17 protein-coding genes are annotated in these 17,261 nt (G+C 68.9%); 3 read left to right on the top strand and 14 right to left on the bottom strand.

The window, feature by feature from the left end; translation table 11 throughout:
• Positions 1-57 precede the first annotated feature (57 nt).
• From J4557_RS02395 to J4557_RS02385, 3 genes are all read right to left on the bottom strand, one after another.
• The gene (locus J4557_RS02395; protein ID WP_208264666.1) at positions 58-249 is read right to left on the bottom strand and encodes a hypothetical protein; all 192 of its coding nucleotides are present in this window, start codon (positions 247-249) and stop codon (positions 58-60) included.
• A 144-nt stretch (positions 250-393) separates the two neighbouring features.
• Positions 394-1,284, bottom strand: a complete 891-nt coding sequence (locus J4557_RS02390; RefSeq protein ID WP_208264665.1) for an acetate uptake transporter family protein — start codon at positions 1,282-1,284, stop codon at positions 394-396.
• 167 nt (positions 1,285-1,451) lie between these two features.
• Entirely contained in the window at positions 1,452-2,201 is a 750-nt protein-coding gene (locus J4557_RS02385) for a polysaccharide deacetylase family protein (RefSeq protein ID WP_307799312.1), read from the bottom strand.
• A 64-nt stretch (positions 2,202-2,265) separates the two neighbouring features.
• Here J4557_RS02385 and J4557_RS02380 point away from each other — a divergent pair, with 64 nt between their 5' ends.
• The gene (locus J4557_RS02380) at positions 2,266-3,330 is read left to right on the top strand and encodes an MGDG synthase family glycosyltransferase (RefSeq protein WP_243775194.1); all 1,065 of its coding nucleotides are present in this window, start codon (positions 2,266-2,268) and stop codon (positions 3,328-3,330) included.
• On the opposite strand, the gene J4557_RS02375 is transcribed toward J4557_RS02380, so the two are convergent.
• The 3 genes from J4557_RS02375 to sigJ form a co-directional block, all read right to left on the bottom strand.
• Positions 3,284-4,180: a DMT family transporter gene (locus J4557_RS02375; RefSeq protein ID WP_243775218.1), complete on the bottom strand. Its 897-nt coding sequence runs from the start codon at positions 4,178-4,180 to the stop codon at positions 3,284-3,286. The two genes, J4557_RS02380 and J4557_RS02375, sit on opposite strands and share 47 nt — an antisense overlap.
• Positions 4,180-5,055: a DMT family transporter gene (locus J4557_RS02370; RefSeq protein ID WP_208264661.1), complete on the bottom strand. Its 876-nt coding sequence runs from the start codon at positions 5,053-5,055 to the stop codon at positions 4,180-4,182. Before J4557_RS02370 ends, J4557_RS02375 begins: the two co-directional genes overlap by 1 nt.
• 221 nt (positions 5,056-5,276) lie before the next feature.
• Positions 5,277-6,185: an RNA polymerase sigma factor SigJ gene (sigJ, locus tag J4557_RS02365; protein ID WP_208264660.1), complete on the bottom strand. Its 909-nt coding sequence runs from the start codon at positions 6,183-6,185 to the stop codon at positions 5,277-5,279.
• 179 nt (positions 6,186-6,364) lie between these two features.
• Between sigJ and J4557_RS02360 the strand changes: the two genes are divergently transcribed.
• On the top strand, positions 6,365-7,027 hold the full coding sequence (locus J4557_RS02360; protein WP_208264659.1) for a hemerythrin domain-containing protein: 663 nt from the start codon (positions 6,365-6,367) through the stop codon (positions 7,025-7,027).
• A 15-nt stretch (positions 7,028-7,042) separates the two neighbouring features.
• Entirely contained in the window at positions 7,043-8,515 is a 1,473-nt protein-coding gene (locus tag J4557_RS02355) for an MFS transporter (RefSeq protein WP_208264658.1), read from the top strand.
• Here the strand turns inward: J4557_RS02355 and J4557_RS02350 are convergent.
• The 8 genes from J4557_RS02350 to J4557_RS02315 all read right to left on the bottom strand — a co-directional run bounded on the left by J4557_RS02350 (position 8,508) and on the right by J4557_RS02315 (position 16,910).
• Positions 8,508-9,797, bottom strand: a complete 1,290-nt coding sequence (locus J4557_RS02350) for an MFS transporter (protein ID WP_208264657.1) — start codon at positions 9,795-9,797, stop codon at positions 8,508-8,510. The two genes, J4557_RS02355 and J4557_RS02350, sit on opposite strands and share 8 nt — an antisense overlap.
• Positions 9,776-10,963 carry a glycosyltransferase family 4 protein gene (locus J4557_RS02345; protein ID WP_208264656.1) on the bottom strand — a complete coding sequence of 396 codons (1,188 nt, stop codon included), beginning with the start codon at positions 10,961-10,963 and terminating at the stop codon, positions 9,776-9,778. Before J4557_RS02345 ends, J4557_RS02350 begins: the two co-directional genes overlap by 22 nt.
• 478 nt (positions 10,964-11,441) lie before the next feature.
• A complete protein-coding gene (locus J4557_RS02340; RefSeq protein WP_208264655.1) occupies positions 11,442-12,182 on the bottom strand; it encodes a hypothetical protein in 741 nt (246 codons plus the stop codon).
• A 36-nt stretch (positions 12,183-12,218) separates the two neighbouring features.
• Positions 12,219-13,010 (bottom strand): hypothetical protein, encoded by a 792-nt coding sequence (locus tag J4557_RS02335; RefSeq protein WP_208264654.1) that lies wholly within the window; start codon positions 13,008-13,010, stop codon positions 12,219-12,221.
• Between the two features lie 128 nt (positions 13,011-13,138).
• Positions 13,139-13,471 carry a DUF6317 family protein gene (locus tag J4557_RS02330; RefSeq protein ID WP_243775193.1) on the bottom strand — a complete coding sequence of 111 codons (333 nt, stop codon included), beginning with the start codon at positions 13,469-13,471 and terminating at the stop codon, positions 13,139-13,141.
• Positions 13,458-13,937 (bottom strand): SseB family protein, encoded by a 480-nt coding sequence (locus J4557_RS02325; RefSeq protein ID WP_208264652.1) that lies wholly within the window; start codon positions 13,935-13,937, stop codon positions 13,458-13,460. The genes J4557_RS02330 and J4557_RS02325 overlap by 14 nt, the downstream gene beginning before the upstream one ends.
• 106 nt (positions 13,938-14,043) lie before the next feature.
• Positions 14,044-15,231 (bottom strand): S8 family serine peptidase, encoded by a 1,188-nt coding sequence (locus tag J4557_RS02320; protein ID WP_208264651.1) that lies wholly within the window; start codon positions 15,229-15,231, stop codon positions 14,044-14,046.
• 1,409 nt (positions 15,232-16,640) lie between these two features.
• On the bottom strand, positions 16,641-16,910 hold the full coding sequence (locus tag J4557_RS02315) for a hypothetical protein (protein ID WP_208264650.1): 270 nt from the start codon (positions 16,908-16,910) through the stop codon (positions 16,641-16,643).
• Positions 16,911-17,261 lie beyond the last annotated feature (351 nt).

The raw sequence follows: 17,261 nt of genomic DNA, 5'->3' as shown, positions 1-17,261 counted from the left end.
ACATCCGGTGGATCGCCGCCCGCCGTGGAGCGGGGCCGGCGATGCCCGGAGGGCGGGTCAGATGTAGGCGTGCCGGGTGCGGACGTGCTCGCGGAGGGCGTGCAACTCCAGCAAGGCCTCATGGCAGTGGTCGCAGACCCACACCCCGCTGGGGATGGTGATCTTCCGCTTTGCCGCGTCGTCGCGCGCGCACGCCAGGTGGTAGGCATGGGCGACCCGTCGCCACGTCCTCCGAAACGCCGATCGCATCCCGCTCCCTCCAAGCGCCGATGGATTGACGCCCAGGATAGGCGAGCGGAAACGTAAAACTTCCGTGAGCTGGGTAAAGTCTCCATCCATGCCCGTGCCCCGACCCCTTGGGCCGGGGACGGGGCGCGGCACGGAGTGCCGGGATCACTGACCGATCTTGACGCCCGGCTCGCCGTAGCGGTACTCCAGCGGACGGCTGGCGCGACGTCCCGGAATGTTCTGGCCTGCCCGGAACGCGAAGAGCGGCAGGATTGTCCGTCCGAAGCTGTTCTCGAGCATCAGCGCGGCCGCCGTGTATACGGCTATCGCCGCGGAGATGACGAACAGCCAGCCTCCGACGCGGAGGGGCCAGGTGGTGCCGGCCCAGAATCCGGCGGCGGTGAAGCCCGCCCCTGCGGCGAGGGGCCACAGGACCGCGGACATGGCGAGGTTCTTGCCCATCGCCGCCAGTGCGCCGCATCCGGTGATCACGCAGAGCGCGATGAACCAGAAGGCGAAGCCCTGGTTGATCGCCCCGATCCGGGGCGCCAGTGCCAGCGGGTAGGCGCCCACGGCGACGAGCAGGAACAGCAGGCCCCAGCCGATCCAGAACGCGCCCCACATGCCGTGCATGGCGGTGGCGAGGCCGTCCCGGGCCCGGTAGGACCACATGCCCGCGAGGAACTGCCCGAGCCCCCCGAAGGTGAGCACGAACGGGAAGAGCACGAGCGGCGTGAGCGCCGTGCCGTACCAGTTCGCCTGCCAGGCGCCGACCATCATGGTCGCGCCGGCGAGCCCGAACAGGCCCAGGATCGACGGCGCCGCGATCGGCGTCAGGGAGACCCGCGTACGGTCCTCCCAGAGAGCGAACTGCTCGCGTTCCATCGCACCCTCCCTCGGTGCGGCGGAAGCGGCCGGCACGCCCCGGCCCGCGGGCATGTCGTGCGCGGGCATGTCGTGCTCGCGGCCGGGCATGTCGTGCCCGGGGCCCGTCATCGGCGTGCCCTCGCCGGGAGCCGGCGAGTCCCTTCCAGTGGACCTTCTGCGATCCCTCATGACATCTCCTCCCCCATAGGAGAATCTCCCCCAACGACTTGTAACCGTGAATCAGGGAGCGAAACGCACAAAGCGGGCAAACGTGACGGCGGGCGGTTCCGTTCACATACCTGCGGCGCCCAGGGGCAGAAGATTCCGTGTGACAGGGGTGCCAGGGGACACGGCCGTCAGGCCGGAATCCCGTGATCGCGCAGAGGGCCCACGGTGAGCCCGGCGGACCGGCACACCGCCACCACGTTCGGCAGAGCCCCCAGCGACGACTTCCACGCCCCCGGCGCGGACGTGACGTCGCTGTCGTGCAGCAGCAGCGTCGCCCCGCCCGCGATGCCGGGCGAGAGCGTCGCCAGCACCGACTCGGGCGTCGCGGACGCCGTCCAGTCCCGCCCCCACGCCGACCACAGGATCGGCCGCAGCCCGTTGCGGCGCGCCGCCAGCAGCGCCTCGGCGCTCAGCGCCCCGTACGGCGGCCGGTACCAGCGAGGCCGCTCGCCGCACACCGCCTCGACGGTCCGGACCGTCCGGGCGATCTCCGCCGACACCCGCCCCGGCCGCGTGAGCAGGGCGTTGTCGTGGTCCCAGCCGTGCACGCCGAGCTCGTGGCCCTCGGCCGCGATGCGCCGCCCGACGTCCGGGTGGCGGCGCAGCATCGAGCCGAGCACGAAGAACGTCGCGCGGCAGCCGAGCCGGGCCAGCTCGTCGAGGAACAGCGGTGTGGACGCGCCGTCCGGGCCGTCGTCCAGCGTCAGCGCGACATGGTCCGGGAAGCCGCGGCCGGCGATCCGGGGCGTCCAGCGGCGGACCGGCGCCAGCCAGGTCGCCGCGGGCAGGGCGTGCGCCGTCAGCACCGCGGCGACCCCGGCGACGGGGCCGGCGACCGCGGCGGCCGGGACGTGGCGCGCCCGGAAATGTGTGTGCACATGACCATCTTGCACAGGGGGGTCCCATCTAATGGGCAAGCGGCTCTTAATTCTCACAGCGGGCATGGGGGCGGGTCATGACGCGGTCGCCGGCGAGCTCGGGCGGCGGCTCGCCCCGCACGGGGTCGAGGTCTCCGTGGTGGACGTGCTGGACCTCGTGCCGCTGCGGCTCGGGCACGCCCTGCGCCGCGCCTACGCGGGGGCGATCCGGTCCGCGCCGTGGCTCTACGCGGCGGTCTACCGGGCGTTCTTCGTCTCCCGGCGGCCCGGGCCGCTGCGCCCGCCGCCGCCTTCACCGCTGACCGCGCTGATCGCCGCGCGGCTCCACCGGCGCGTCCGGGAAGTCCCGCCGGACGCCGTCGTGTCGACCTTCCACGTCGCCGCGCAGGCCGCCGGCCGGCTGCGCGGTGCCGGAGGACTGGACGCGCCGTCCCTGGTGCTGGTCACCGACTTCGCCGTCCACCGGATGTGGCTGCATCCCGGCAACGACCGGTACCTGTGCCCGGACAAGGCGGCGGCGCGGGCGGTGACGGCCGCGACGGGACGTCCCGCGAGCATGTGCGCGCCGCTCGTGCCGCCCGAGTTCCACCGTCCCGACGTCCGGGAGGGCCGCGAGCGGCTGCGCAGGGCGTCCGGAGCGGGGCCGGACGAGCCGGTCGTGCTGATCTCGGCGGGCGCGTGGGGCGTCGGGCGGGTGGTGGAGGCGGCCGGCGTGCTGTCGGCGTCCGGACGGTACCGGCCCGTCGTGCTGTGCGGGCGGAACGGGCACCTGCGCCGCCGCATCCTCGGCACCGGGCTGGCCCCCGCCCTCGGCTGGCGCGACGACGTCGCGGAGCTGATGGCGGGCGCGTACGCGCTGGTCGACAACGCCGCGGGGATGACGTGCCGGGAGGCGTTCGCGTGCGGGCTGCCGGTGATCTCTTACCGGCCGATCCCGGGCCACGGCCGCGACGGGGCGCGGGCCATGGCGCGCGGCGGTCTCAGCGTCTACGCGCACTCGCCCGCCGAGCTGGTCGAGGCGCTGGACCGGCTGAAGGACGGCGCGCTGCGCCGCACCCGCGCCGCGCGGGTCGATGCGCTGTTCAGCGCCGAACCCGCCGAGCGCGCGGTCTGCGCGGCGCTCGGCTGACGGTGTGCTGCTCGTGCAGCACCGGGCAGCGGGCGATCCCGATGCTGCCGACGAGGATCAGCGCGATCCCGGCGAGCTCCAGCGCGATCCAGCCGCCGGTGCGGATGTGCTCGTCGAACAGGAACACGCCCAGGCAGATGCTCGCGACCGGGTCGGTCACCGTGAGCGCGGGCTGCACCACGACCAGGGTGCCGCTGGCCAGCGCCATCTGCAGCAGGATCAGGCTGGCGACGCCCGTCGCGACCATCGCGTACAGCTCCCAGGACGTGAAGGCGGCGCCGAGCCCCGAGTCGGTGATCGTCTGGGTGGCCGTCTTCATGTAGGCGGCGGTGAGCGCGAACCCCAGGGACGTCGTCATGCCCAGCAGGACGGCGCGCAGCGGCCCGCTGACGATCCAGGCGGCCATGATCAGTCCGGCTGCGAGGCCCGCCGTCGCGCCGGTGGCGATCGCCCAGCCGAGCGCGTCGGGACGGCCCGGACCCTCCGACGGCGAGGCGGCGGTGAGCAGCGCCGCGAGCCCGGCGGTGAGCGCGCCGACCGACGCCCACGGCACGCTGCGGAAGGCTCCGGGCACCAGCCAGCCGAGCAGCAGCATCGTGAACGGCAGCTCCGCCGCCAGCAGCGGCTGGACCAGCGCCAGCCCGGCCCGGTCCAGCGCGGCGGCCTGGAGCAGGAACGCGGCGATGAGCGCGCCGATCCCGCCGAGCCACTCCGGCCGGCGCAGCAGGTCGAGGATCAGCGAGGGCCGGAACGTGTGCTCGTCCGGCGCGCCCTTGGCGACCTGCCGCTGGAGCACCGATGCCAGTGCGTTGGCGGCGGCGGCGAGCACCGCGAACAGCACCGAGAGCATCAGCACTCCACCTCGTTCTTCCGCGCGCCCACCCGGTCGCCCGGCTTCCCGAGATAGGGCGACCGGCCGAGGACGATGATCCCGGCGACCATGGCGGCGAGACCGATCGCCTCCAGCGCCAGGCTGCCCACCGACACCCGGAGCCGCTCCCCGAAGACCACGATGCTCAGCGCGATGCCGGTCAGCGGTTCCGCGGCGGTCGTCGCGGGCAGCGAGATCCGCAGCGGCGCCGCGTCGAACGCGCTCTGTGAGAACAGCAGCGCGGTCGCCCCGATCAGCACCAGGCTGTAGGGCTGCCAGTCGCGGGCCGCCTGCCAGATCCCGTGGTCGAACAGCAGCAGGACGCTGCGGGTCAGCGCGTCCTGCAGGCCGTACAGAAGCCCGGCGGCGCAGGCCAGGGTGATCGCGCGGACCCGCAGGTCGCGGTGCTGGCCGGCGATCGTCAGCAGCCCGACCAGGCCGATCACCACCGCGCCGGCGAGCCAGCGCGGGGACACGGTGCTCGGCTCGGTGCCGCCGTGCGGCTCCCCGATCGTCAGGAACAGCACGACGCCGGCGGTGAACAGGAGCGCGCCCTGCCACTCGGCGCGGCCGAGCCGCTCCCGGTAGATCAGGTGCGCGGCGACCAGCGCGAAGATGAGGTTGCTCGCCAGCAGCGGCTCCACCTCGGCGATGTCGGCCAGGTTCAGCGCCACCGCGAACAGCACCTGCCCGACGATCATGGTGCCGATGCCGGCCAGCCAGAGCCGGCTGCGCAGCAGGTGCAGCAGCAGCCGCGGGTGCAGCATCTCCTCCAGCGGCTCCCGGTAGGCGGCATGCTGCTGGGCGACGAAGCCGAGTCCGGTGAACGCGGCCGCCGCCACGGCGAAGATCATCCCGAGAATGCTCATAACGGTCGGGCGATCCGCGCCCGGCGCCTCCGGGCCGCGAAAGATCGCGCTGACCCCCTACCCAGGCTGGCCTGCCCGAATCGGCACCCGGAGCCGGGCCCGAGCCGCTCGGGGGCCGCCCGGGGGGAGGGGACGGGCCGGGAAGGGGGACGGTCCGCCGCCGCGGCCCTCGGCGGCGGACCGCGTCTCTCAGCGGACCGCGTCTCTCAGCGGTGCTCGTCGATGTGGGTGAGCTTGTCCGGATTGGTGACCGCGTAGATGCCGCGGATCCGGTCGCCGTCCGGGGCGAGGTCGAGCACCATCACGCCGAACGGCGCGTCGTCGTTGTCGAACAGCACCGCGGACGGGTCGCCGTTGACGGTGCGGTACCGGATCTCCAGCGGCCACCGCTCCCTCCCGGTCCCGCCCGTGATCGTCCGGGCGACCCGGTCGGCGCCCTGGATCGGGCGCAGCGCCGCCGGCCGGGCCTTGCCGCCGCCGTCGGTCCAGAGCGTCACGTCCGGCGCGAGCAGCCGCATCAGGTCCTCGATGTCGCCGCCCAGCGCCGCCCGCAGGAACCGCTCGGTCACCTGCCGCTGCACCTTCGGGTCGGCCTGGAAGCGGGGACGGCGCGCGTGCACGTGCTCGCGGGCCCGGTGCGCCAGCTGCCGGACGGCCGACGGGCTGCGGTCCAGGATCGTCGCGATCTCCGTGTGCGGGTACCCGAACACCTCGTTCAGCACGAAGACGGCCCGCTCCAGCGGCGTCAGCGTCTCCAGCACGACCAGCAGCGCCATCGACACCGCCTCGGTCCGCTCCGCCGAGTCGTCCGCGCCCGCGTCGCTGACCAGCGGCTCGGGCAGCCACGGCCCCACGTACGTCTCGCGGCGGCGGCTGATCAGCGCCTGCCGGGCCAGGGCGGTGTTCACCGCGATCCGCACCAGGTACGCCCGCGGGTTCCCGATCTCCTCCGCGGTGCCGTCGCCGTGCCTGGCCGCCCATGCCAGCCACGCGTCCTGCAGCACGTCCTCGGTGTCGGCGACGCTTCCGAGCATGTTGTAGACGACCGAGAACAGCAGCTCCCGATGATCGGCGAACACCCGCGTCGCGGTGTCCTCGGCGGTGCCTTCTGGCATGGGTCGACCTCCTGTGCGCTCGCCCCCTAGAGGGGTCGCACCCCCGAAAGTGTGACATCCGCCCCTGAACTGTGATGTGAGCCTCATCCCGGCCGCCCGGTGTCACACTCGCCGGCCCGCCGTCCCTCTTTGGTGGCGAGAACGGGTCAATCCCGGCAAGACACTAGGGGGCCAAACCCATGAGCCGCACCACGCGACCAGGCACGGGGACGCGATCCGTCCCGCGCGACCAGATCGACGTCTCGTTCATGTACGCCGTCCACGACGCCTTCCAGCGCGACCTCGACCGGCTCGTCGCCATGGCCGAGGCCGGGGACGTCCCCGGCGCCGCGCTCCGCGCCGGCTGGGACCGCTTCAGCACGTTCCTGCACGTCCACCACACCGCCGAGGACACGCACCTGTGGCCCGTCCTGAAAGACCGGGTCGCCGACACCGCCGTCCTCGAGCAGATGGAGGCCGAGCACAACTCCCTCGATGGGCTGCTGGACGGTGTCGACGCCGCGATCAAGGCGTCCTCGCCCGCCGAGGTGCTCGCCGCGCGCGCGGCGGAACTCGCGCAGGGCCTCACCGCGCACTGCGACCACGAGGAGGAGCTGGCGCTCCCGCTCGTCCAGAAGCTGATGACCGGGAAGGAGTGGGACGCCTTCGGCGCCGAGCAGCGCAGCAAGCTCGGCATGAGCGGCGCCGCGAGCTTCTTCCCCTGGCTGCTCGACGGCGCCGAGGACGAGACGCGCCGCAAGGTCCTCGGCATCGTCCCGCCGCCCGTCCGGCTGCTGTACCGGGCCGTCTGGCGGCCCCGCTACGAACGCGCGCCCCGCTGGCAGACGCCGGCGAGCGCCTGAGACCTGGAGATGACCATGGCGACAACGGACGCCCGCCCGTCCTTTCTCGCGACCGGGCGCGGCAAGATCACCCTGACGCTGCTGTGCGCGATCGCGTTCCTGGACTTCATCGACGCCTCGATCGTCAACGTGGCGCTGCCCGCGATGCGCAAGGACCTGGACTTCTCCGTCCAGGACCTGCAGTGGGTGCCGTCCGGATACCTGCTCACCTACGGCGGGTTCATGCTGCTCGGCGGGCGCCTCGCCGACCTGCTCGGCCGCCGCCGCATCGTCGTCGCGGGAACCGTCCTGTTCTCGCTGTCGTCGGTGACCGGCGGCCTCGCGCAGACGTCCGGGATGCTGGTCGGCGCCCGGTTCGCGCAGGGCATCGGCGCGGCGCTGATGCTGCCCGGCACCCTGTCGATCCTCACCACCACCTTCAAGGAGGGCGGCGACCGCGGCAAGGCGCTCGGCGTGTGGGGCGGCGTCGCCGGCGGCGCGTCCGCCGCGGGCGTGCTGCTCGGCGGGCTGCTCACCGACGGCCCCGGCTGGCGCTGGGTGATGCTCGTGAACGTGCCGGTCTGCGTGATCGTGATCGCGGGACTGTTCCTGCTGGTCGAGGGCGACCGGCGCAGCGCGCGGCTCGCCGACTTCGACTTCCTCGGCGCCGTCCTCGTCACCGCCGGGATGCTGCTGCTCGTCTACACGATCGTCAAGGCGCCGGACGTCGGCTGGGGCGCGGCCCGCACCGTCGGCGGCCTCGCCGGCGCCGTGGTGATCCTGCTGGCGTTCCTGCTCAACGAGCAGCGCGGCCGCAACCCGCTGCTGCCCCTGTCGATCTTCCGGATCCGCGGGCTCGGCGCCGCCGACGTCGCGATGCTGGTGGCCGTCGCCGGGATCAGCTCGATGTTCTTCTTCCTCAGCCTCTACATGGAGAACGTCCTCGGCTACTCGCCCATGAAGACGGGCTCGGCCTACCTGCCGCTCTGCTTCGGCGTCGGCATCGCCGCCGGGATCTCCTCGCAGCTGCTGGCCCGGATCGGCACCCGCCCCGTGATGGTCGCCGGGCTGCTGCTCGCGGGCGGCGGCGTCTTCTGGCTGTCGCGCATCCCGGTGGACGGCGCCTACCTCACCGACCTGCTGCCCGGCCTCATGGTCGCCTCCCTCGGGCTCGGCCTGGCGTTCGTGTCGATCACCACGGCCGCCAACGCCAACGTCGCCCCGGACCGGGCGGGCATCGCCGCCGCGCTGCTCAACGCCTCGCAGCAGCTCGGCGGCGCGCTCGGCCTCGCGATCTTCTCCGCGCTGGCCACCGCCCGCACCCACGACCTGGTCGCCGACCGCAGGCCGATGCCGGACGCGCTGACCGGCGGGTTCTCCCGCGCCCTGCTCGCCTGCAGCATCTTCCTCGCCGCCGCCGCGGTCGTCGCGCTGCGGGCCGCCAACACCCGCGGCGAGGCGGAGCAGCCGCTGGAGGACGCGCCGTCCGAGGCCGTCCCGGTCAGGTAGCGGCCGGCTCCCGCGCCTTCGGGGCGCGGATCAGGAAGGTGCCGGCCAGCACCACCAGGCCGGACATCATCAGCACGAACTGGGCGGGGACCATGCCCAGCGGCCGCGCGCCGGCCTCCTTCAGGAGGTCGGCGGCGCCGCCCGCCAGCAGCGCCGCCAGCGCCAGCCCGAACCGCAGCACCGCGTGGAAGGCGGTCAGCGCCAGGTTCCGGTCCACCCCGCCCAGGCTCTCCTGCAGGTACGTGATCCCGCCCACCAGCGCGCTCGTCGCCGCCGCGCCGAACAGCACCGCCCCGGCGAACGACCACGGCTTGGACGCCAGCCCGCCCATCGACGCGATCACCACCCCCTGCACCGCCGTCGCCACCCGGACCTGCGTCAGCAGGCTTCCCGTCTTGCGGTGCAGGAGCAGCAGCCCCACCACCGCCCCGACCCCGAAGCACACCACCAGCGCCCCGAACCCGATCTGCCCCGCGTTGATCACGCCCTTCACGAACACCACGCCCAGCGAGAACAGCGCGCCCAGGCCCAGCGCCACCACCGCGATCCCCGGCAGCACGCTCCGCACCACCCGCAGCTTCAGCCCGTTGACGAAGCCGTGCTTCTCGCCCGCCTCCCGCTCGTCCCGCTCCATCGCCAGCTTCTCGCCCGGCCCCGGCCCGAGGTCCGGGATCCCCCGCACCGCCAGCCACGACGCCAGGTACGTCAGCGCGTCCAGCCAGAACACCAGCACGTACCGCCAGTGGCCGCCCCAGCCCGCCTGCTCCGAGATCCACAGGATCAGCCCGAACATCCCCGCGCCGAACGGGATCATCCCGTACGAGGTGGCCATCGTGATCCCGTTCGCCAGCTCCAGCGTGCCGGTGTCGTGGTCGTCCTTCCCCTCCTCCCGGCCCTCCCCGATCAGGAACGGGATCGCCGCGTCCCGGGCCGGCAGGAACACCAGCCCCACGACCTCGATCATGAAGGCCCAGAAGTACACCCACCACAGCCCCGGCACCACCGGCAGCGCCACCGCCATCCCGACCCTGATCAGGTCGGACGTCAGCATCACGCTGCGCCGCCGCCAGCGCGTCACCACCCGCGCGGCGACCGGGGCGCCCAGCGCGGACGGCAGCAGCCGCAGCACCAGCACCCCGCCGACCGCCGTCGTCGACCCGCTCAGCTCCAGCACGAAGTACATGAGCGCGAGCGTGCCCATCCAGTCGCCGAGCGCTGACACGGTCTGGCCGATGATCAGCCGCCGGAAGTCCGGCCGGGTCAGCTGCTCCTTGAATGCCATGCGGTTTCCGTCCACGGGGTCCGGCTACGGGGGAGGTCGCCGACGGGACGATCGCGGATCGGGCGGTCGTCCAGCAGCGCCGCGAGCCGGGCCGCGGCGGCGTCCCAGCTCCACCTTCCGCGTACCCATTCCCGCCCGGCCGCGCCCATCGCCGCCGCCCGTCCGGGCGACGCCAGCAGCCGGTGCAGCGCGAGCGCCAGCTCGTCCGGACGCGACGCGTCGACCAGCACGCCCGTCCGCCCGTCCACCAGGGCCTCCGGGCTGCCGCCCGACCGGCCCACCACGACCGGCACGCCCGCCGCGGACGCCTCCAGCACCGACAGCCCAAGCCCCTCGGTCTGCAGCCCCCGCCTGGCGTCCCGGCACGGCAGCGTGAACACGTCGGCGGCCGCGTAGTAGTACGGCAGGTCCGCCGCCGGCACCGTCCCGGCCAGCGTGACCGACCCGCCCGCCTCCCTCGCCGACTCCGCGAGCCGCCGCCGCATCGGCCCGTCTCCCACGATCACCAGCCGCGCGTCCGGCCTTCTGCGAACCACGTCCCGCCACGCGCGCAGCAGCACGTCATGGCCCTTCCTTCGCACCAGCCGCGCCACGCTCAGCACCACCGGCCCTTTTCCCAGCCCGTGCCGCCACCGGACCCGCGCCCCGTCCAGCCCCGGCCGGAACCGGCCCGTGTCCACCGCACCGGACATCTGCACCAGCCCCGCCCGGTCACCGGCAACCTCCCTCAGCCCCGGAAGCGTCCCGGGGCTGAGATAGGTGAGCGCATCGAATGACCGGGCCGCCGCCCGCAGCGCCGCCCGCGTCGGCGGCGCCCGGAACCACCCCAGCTCCTGCCCGTGCGTCGACCCGATGATCCGCCCCACCCCTGCGGCCCGCACCAGCGGCGCGTAGAGCCCGAACGGCGCCACGGCCGTGATCCACACCGCGTCGACCCCATACTCGGCGACGAGCCGCCGCAGCCCCCTGAACAGCAGGTAGCCGCGCCGCCGCACCACCGGAAAGTCCAACCCCGCATCGAAAACCGCCGCCCCCACCCGCGCCGGCGCGACCACCACCACCCGGTCGGCGGGCAACCGCCGCACCAGCTCCCAGGTGAACGTCTGGACCCCGCCCGACTCCGGGGGGAAGTGCCCGCTGAGGACCAGAGTCCGCGGTATCTCCATGCGATCCCAAATGCCCGCCCAGCGTCCCCCCAACCGAAGCCCACCCCCACAAACCCGTCCCCGCCCACCCCCGCGGCGCGGCTTCGAGCTCTCAACCACCAGCGTCCCCGCACCAGCCTGCGCAACCCAGCCGCTATTGAGCCCCGCACTGCGACTGCCAACGGCCGACCATCACCGAGCCCCCAATTCCCGAGCCCTCTCCACCACACCTGTACCGAGATGACCACCTTGGCCAACTCCGCTCGCAGCAACACAAACGCCGCTCTACATTCGTCATCACCAGCCCGTCACGCTCCCCCGGAACTTGCGATGCCTCCATCTCGGCGCTGCCAACCCACCCTGCCCCGCATAGCGCCACTACCCTGACCGTATCCGAGGGATATGTAGTTCAAATTCTCTCAAGGATTGGCCTTGAGCTTTGGCACTTATTGCCGAGGGAAGAGTCCTCTGAGACCCTGGCATCGACTATGCGCAAGCGTTACTCCATGGCTCTGACCACGGACGCAACTATGTTGCGCGCATCCCTTGTGGTTTGAGCGTAACTAAAAATATCGGAAGTGGGCGCCGAATGTTCAGAGGAAGCACTCGATGTCTGAGCTCCCTCCCAGAACACCTCGATAGTTACATTCTTGGTGCGACAGTAAAGATAGGTGCCGTGAACGTCATACTTGCGATTGTCGTCGTAGGTGTTCCCGGTCATCTTCTGCGAAATTGGGAGTGAGAATGCCGCATCGCCCATATTTGAGATAGATGTGGCAGCTCCGGTGTTCGCTCCACCGTCCCCCTTGGCTTTTGAATGATCACGTTGTGAATGCTGTAGCTTGTACGTATAGGCTTGCTCGGCCTCTTTTCGGCTTGCCAGTCGATGTATGCGAACGGACAGGAATCGACTTCTGTCTGCAGCGAACGACTGCCAGGTGTAATATAATTCCTGGCGCAGGTTGTTGAAGGGGTCGGGGTTTTCCTTCAAGTCTGCTGCGCTTGCGGGCAGGCTCTTGCGGAGAATGTCACCAGCCTCTGGGAGCTGCAGTACAAGCCCGTCCGAGCTCAGAACCGCGGCAGCCGGGGAACTCACCTTTCGAGGGGTGCTGGTAGCTTGCTTGTGGGACTGCCAAGGTTGCAGCCACAGTGCAATCAGGGCGATTGGGATCAAAAGGCCGCCGCATGCAATGCAAAGGAAGACTTTTTTTCGTGACCCATCTTTGAGGTTTCTCGTCATCAACAGTCCTTACAATTCTTGGATCATCTCAACTCGCTACTTGGCGACGAGTGCCGCGAACCCGCCGATTTGTGAGATGATGGAGCCCACTTCGCTGATGGTGGTCCCATATTTTTCTATGGGCTTGATTTGGCTCACTACATCACCTACCTGCTGGACTCCGTCCCCGATCTTCTGCATGTCGCCGATGGCCGAACCGAGATCGGTCCCAGAACTCTTCAGTTTTTTTATTTGATCAATATACTTATTGTGGGCATCGGTTGCCTTGGGGGCGTACCAATGTTTTTCTCCTTGATTGAGGAGTCCACCCGGGTCTAGTGCCCCAGAGAGAGGTGACTTTCCCTGGTAGTATCTGAGCCCCTCGTCCAGCGCGCCAGCCAAGGTGGCGAGTTCGGTCGCGGCGAGTTTCCGTGCTTCGTCGGCCTCCTTATAAGCATTCGCGAGATAGTCATTGAAGGCTTTCGCCATCTCTGTGTACTGGCTTGGGCCGGCAGGAGGCGAAGGATAATTAGTTCTGCGGAAGGCTTCATCTTGCACAAAGTAGCCAGCCGCAAAGCCTACCTCTAATTGCTGGTCGATGCCGTGCTCGATTTCCGCCAGCCTGCACGCGAGTTTATCGATCACCCCTCCGACTGCGCTCGCAATGCGATTGACTGCCGTCATGATCGCCGCATCCTGCCCATAACTCGCCCTGAAAGCGGACGCCGATCTGCCTGACCACTGATCATGGTCCTGGCCAATCAGGTCGTTAACCTGCTTTGTCAGTTGGATGACGGCCGGGTTCCCCTCCTTTGCGATGCTGTAGAGTCGACCTGCCAGTTCATACATACCAGTAAAGTCGCCTCGTATGTAATGCATCCACGTAGTTGGCAATGGTTGCCGTGTCTCGGGGACCGTTGCCTCGGGAAATTTGGCCAGAGGACGGGCCGGTGGATCTGGATTCGGCGGCAAAGGTATCAGTCCTTTCCCAGGTCGGGTACGGATCCGGGAATGGTGATAACCTTCACGGCAGCCTGAAGCAACTCTGTCATGGTGGCCTCCTTGGCCTGATAGTTTTCGGCCGCCAACTGCAGCTTTTCTCCGTGCTGCCAGGTGGCATCGGCGACCATGCCGTGGAGTAAGGTAAGCATCTGCACCGTATTATGCATGATTTCATCGACCTGGCCGTCGCCGGCAGTTGGCTTCCCGAGCCCGCTCTGCGGCATGTTCTTTTTGTACTCGATGGCGACACGCTTAAAATTCGCTCCAGCATAGATGAGCGAGTCGGTGTATACATTATAACCTGTCATTTCTCGCCTTTCTGTGAGATGGTGTTGTTTGCTGCCCCGGATTGCCGGTCAAAACGGGGTTCACTACCAACGGAACACGGCCTCCGATCTGCTTGAGAAGTCGAATGATTTCGATGCGGGCATAACTTTGCTCGTCGCCGAGGGAGTTCGCCAGCAAAGATTCGCTAGTGTAAATCGGCAGGACAGGATTTCCATTTGGAAGTTGCCGCACTTCGTAGCGAACTTCTTGTTCGCCGGGCGTCGTGTCTTCCGCAGCCGCGACCGGCACAAAAATCTCTAACGCTTCTTCGTGTCCGGCATTCCGAACGTCGGTCTGGCTAGTATCAGCAGTCTGCTGACCAGACATTTGCTGGGCCTTGGCGGGATCGGTTAAATGTAGGCGCTCTGCCACCTCCTTGTAGGTGCTCGGGGCAGTCGGTGTACTCTCATTCAGAAGTTCTCGTAACGGGTGCTTGCTGCTTGGCATATGAAATCTTTCGATTCTACTTAAGGTCTGAAATTTATTTGCGACGCGAGATATGTCATGCCGTATGACGGCAATCGTATTTCGCGTTGATTGCATTGATTGCCTACTAAGTGGACCTCCGATGTCTGAAGGCGGCGTAGGTCAGTCCTGTGATGGTAAGCAGGGCGATGGTTGTCGCGATTAAGACTATCGCCCACGTTGTAGATTCGTCATGAGGTGATGATCTCACGGCATGCGAGGGCGACTCCCTCCTGTGGAGGATTTCAGTCTTTCCTGCGTTTTTTTGTGATGTAGTGGATCTTGACTTGCTGTACACCGGGTTTGGGAAGTCGGCAGGCACGTGAGCGGTCAAGGCCTTGTAGGGGATCAGGGCGCCGTAGCCGGTCTTCTCATCCCGGCCCTTGGGGCCTACGTCTCGCGCGGTGGCCAGCATGCGTTGAACGATCTCTCGTCCGGACATGCGAGGGAAGTGAGACCTCAGCAGGGCGACGACACCCGAGGTGAGGGCCGTCGCCGAGCTCGTTCCGTTGCCTCCCGGACTGAACACCCCCGCCTTGCCAATTGATCCTACGGAGACACTCGGAGCGGCGATCATGACATTGGGGCCCGGTGTTGAGTCCTGCCAGGGGGAAAGGTGAGCATCGATCCCTCCTACGGCGAGAACTCCAGAGCAGTTGGCGGGGGTGTCTGTCGAGTCGAGGTGTGCATCGTTTCCTGCAGCCGCGACGATGACCACGTCGTGCTGGATGGCATAGTCCACCGCAGCCTGCACGCTGCTCGGACAACTGCCGGTAGGGACGCCCTCCGACATGTTGATCACCTTGGCGCCGTGATCCACGGCGTAGCGGATCGGCTTCTCATAGTCGCCGCTCACCTTACTGATAGGCAGAATGCGACTTTTCGGGGCGATACCGACCATCCCGCTGCCGGAGCCCTGGCCCGAGATCAGGGCCGCCATCCCGGTTCCATGCCCACCTAGCTCCGAATCAGTGTCCACCCGCCCTTCGTGGTCGGACGGGCCGGCGAAGTCCTTGCCAGGGAGCACTACGCCACGGAGTTCTGGAAGCCGTGCCTCCACTCCGGTGTCGATCAGACCTATGGTGATGCCCTCGCCTTCGGTCAGCGGCCATACTTTTTGAGTTATCTGCCATGCCTCGAACCACCACTCCTCTGCACGTGGCCGGGGCGCTGCCTGGGCCAAAGGACAGTCGAGGAGGAGAAACGGCAGGGATATGGCGGTGGCCAAGGTGATCCTCGACCAGAGGGCTCGCCGAACAGAAAGATCAGCTACCATGAGTCGCATTTCTCGTGGTCTGGTCATATTTGCCGATGACTCTAGGTGAGAACTCGGTTTCGTCTTCCCAGAGTGAATTGTCTTCGGCAACGTAGACGTCTCTCGCTCTTTCCCCATTCCGGCCGCTGAGTCCAACGCCTCCGGCCATGGGCAGTCCGTTGCCGGCAGCGCCCTCGTTGGCCGGTTGTAGGACGCCGTTGCGAAGTACGCCTCGAGAGGGCACCTGCCCTGGCCCTTCGATGGCGCTGGAGGGCAAAGTATGCCTCTGACCGACGCTTCCCAGTCCCCTGTATTCGTTGCCGCCTATGACTCCCCGGGACGACATGCGATTCGGAGCCTCCAGGGCTGGCTGTCCGCCCTGCGGGTCCGGCTCCGAGAACAGGGGGAGGCGAGGATTTTCGCGTCCTGCCGACGGCGGTGAAGCCACAGGTGGACTGCCCGTCCCGGCTGGCGGCCATGGTGCGCCTCCAACTGCGGGAGGGACCCGTCCGAGGCCAGGGACGGTGTGGCTGTCTTGATGTGGAGTCTTCACGCCTGGCGAATCGGGCGCCGTCCCTGGGTGCTGGCTGAAACCAGGGCCTGAGCCCGCCAGGTCCGTGGGGGTCCCGCTGTGTGATGGTGCTGGGAGCGATGTCCCGGGGCCCTGGGAAGGCGCCCCGATCGTTCGCGGCCCCGAGGAGTGTTCCGGAGCGGACGTCGGCGTTGATCCAGTCGCGTTTGTTTCACCGTCAGGGGTTGGAGCGCTGACGCCCGGGAGGCCGGTACTGGCCCCCGGAGCACCGGCAGCGGGAACCCCACCGGGCGCCCGTCCCCCTCCGGCTCCAAGGTAGGGAGTACCTCCCTTGGAATCCGGTGGGAGGCCGAGAGCCAGTCTGGCGGGGATCTGGTCGAAGGCGGAGGCGAGGGACGTGTTGGTCTTGGCCAGAGCTTCCTGGGCGGCTTTGGTGTCGGCTGGCGATGCGGCGGCCTCGCCGAGAAGCCCCGGCACAACGCCTCCCGGGCCCGTCGGCGCCGGGATCGGGGGCGGGGTCCGGAGGGCGGCGGCTCCGCTCGACATCGCCGTCCCGAACTGGCCGCCTGCTTTGGCGATCGCGGCGGCGTTCTCGGCGAGCTGTTTGATCTCGGCCGTGCCGGACTGCTGTGCGTCCCCGCTCCAAATCTCGTTCAGACGCCTGGTGTGCTGTCCCAGCCGCCGCTCCAGGTCCTGAAGGGCGTTCTGCAACGTGGTGTAGGCCTGCTGTAGGCCCTCGAGATCGCCCGGCTTGACACCCGCGAAGAAGGACTTGATGGTCAGGTAGTCGTACTGAGCAGGATCACCGGGGCCGAGGGTGCCAGGCCGGATGCCGCGCTCAAACTGATGCAGGGTCAAGGCAGGTACCTCAGTCCGATCAACTCTCCTCTGACTTCGACTACCACGGGGTGACGTTCTTAGGTGTTGCCGTGCGGGCGGCCGCCCCCGCCTCCCCCTCAGCCTTGCCATAGGTCTTGGCGGCGGCCTCTATTCGACTGGCTTCGGTGTAGCACCCCCGCACGAAGAGGCCGAGGGCGTCCAGCATGTTGGTGTGGGCGGTGTTGACTTTGGAGGCGAGTTGTTGCGCTACGTCCCAGCCGCCTACCTCGTGGACCTGGATCTTGAGGGCTTGGACGGCCTGTTCTACGGCCTTGATGTCGTTGCGCATCTCGTCGGCGACCTTGAGGAGTTCGCGGCGGCGGACCTCGTACTTGCCGGCGCCTCGGGACGGGGGGCTGGTGGCGGGTGGCTGAGACGTGGGTGCGGGACTCGGGGGCGTCGCGGGAGAGCCAGGCGGGGGAGATCCGTGGGGGAACAGGAGCTGGGTCAGGTCGTCGGGCGGAGGATCGTGGGGAGGCATGGGCGGTCGTCCTTGGGGGTGGGTCAGGCGCTCCACATGGCGGTGTTCTGGCGTTCGGCGCCGAGGTGGATGTCGTGGGATTCGCCGATGACCTTGCTCATGCCGGAGACGGCGGTGGCCATGCGCTGGGCGGCGAGCTTCCATTCGCGGGACTTGTTC

Source organism: Actinomadura nitritigenes, from assembly GCF_017573545.1.
Taxonomy (GTDB): Bacteria; Actinomycetota; Actinomycetes; order Streptosporangiales; family Streptosporangiaceae; genus Spirillospora; species Spirillospora nitritigenes.
The sequence above is the reverse complement of the archived record's forward strand: the minus strand, read 5'-3'. Positions and strand labels throughout refer to the sequence as shown.

Bases quoted from the DNA above. Each gene is read 5' to 3' on its own strand.
- J4557_RS02320 (WP_208264651.1), bottom strand. From the start codon at position 15,231: ATGGTAGCTGATCTTTCTGTTCGGCGAGCCCTCTGGTCGAGGATCACC.
- J4557_RS02375 (WP_243775218.1), bottom strand. From the start codon at position 4,180: ATGCTCTCGGTGCTGTTCGCGGTGCTCGCCGCCGCCGCCAACGCACTG.
- J4557_RS02345 (WP_208264656.1), bottom strand. From the start codon at position 10,963: ATGGAGATACCGCGGACTCTGGTCCTCAGCGGGCACTTCCCCCCGGAG.
- J4557_RS02380 (WP_243775194.1), top strand. From the start codon at position 2,266: ATGGGGGCGGGTCATGACGCGGTCGCCGGCGAGCTCGGGCGGCGGCTC.
- sigJ (WP_208264660.1), bottom strand. From the start codon at position 6,185: ATGCCAGAAGGCACCGCCGAGGACACCGCGACGCGGGTGTTCGCCGAT.
- J4557_RS02335 (WP_208264654.1), bottom strand. From the start codon at position 13,010: ATGTATGAACTGGCAGGTCGACTCTACAGCATCGCAAAGGAGGGGAAC.
- J4557_RS02355 (WP_208264658.1), top strand. From the start codon at position 7,043: ATGGCGACAACGGACGCCCGCCCGTCCTTTCTCGCGACCGGGCGCGGC.
- J4557_RS02350 (WP_208264657.1), bottom strand. From the start codon at position 9,797: ATGGCATTCAAGGAGCAGCTGACCCGGCCGGACTTCCGGCGGCTGATC.
- J4557_RS02315 (WP_208264650.1), bottom strand. From the start codon at position 16,910: ATGCGCAACGACATCAAGGCCGTAGAACAGGCCGTCCAAGCCCTCAAG.
- J4557_RS02360 (WP_208264659.1), top strand. From the start codon at position 6,365: ATGAGCCGCACCACGCGACCAGGCACGGGGACGCGATCCGTCCCGCGC.
- J4557_RS02370 (WP_208264661.1), bottom strand. From the start codon at position 5,055: ATGATCTTCGCCGTGGCGGCGGCCGCGTTCACCGGACTCGGCTTCGTC.
- J4557_RS02330 (WP_243775193.1), bottom strand. From the start codon at position 13,471: ATGACAGGTTATAATGTATACACCGACTCGCTCATCTATGCTGGAGCG.
- J4557_RS02340 (WP_208264655.1), bottom strand. From the start codon at position 12,182: ATGACGAGAAACCTCAAAGATGGGTCACGAAAAAAAGTCTTCCTTTGC.
- J4557_RS02390 (WP_208264665.1), bottom strand. From the start codon at position 1,284: ATGAGGGATCGCAGAAGGTCCACTGGAAGGGACTCGCCGGCTCCCGGC.
- J4557_RS02395 (WP_208264666.1), bottom strand. From the start codon at position 249: ATGCGATCGGCGTTTCGGAGGACGTGGCGACGGGTCGCCCATGCCTAC.
- J4557_RS02325 (WP_208264652.1), bottom strand. From the start codon at position 13,937: ATGCCAAGCAGCAAGCACCCGTTACGAGAACTTCTGAATGAGAGTACA.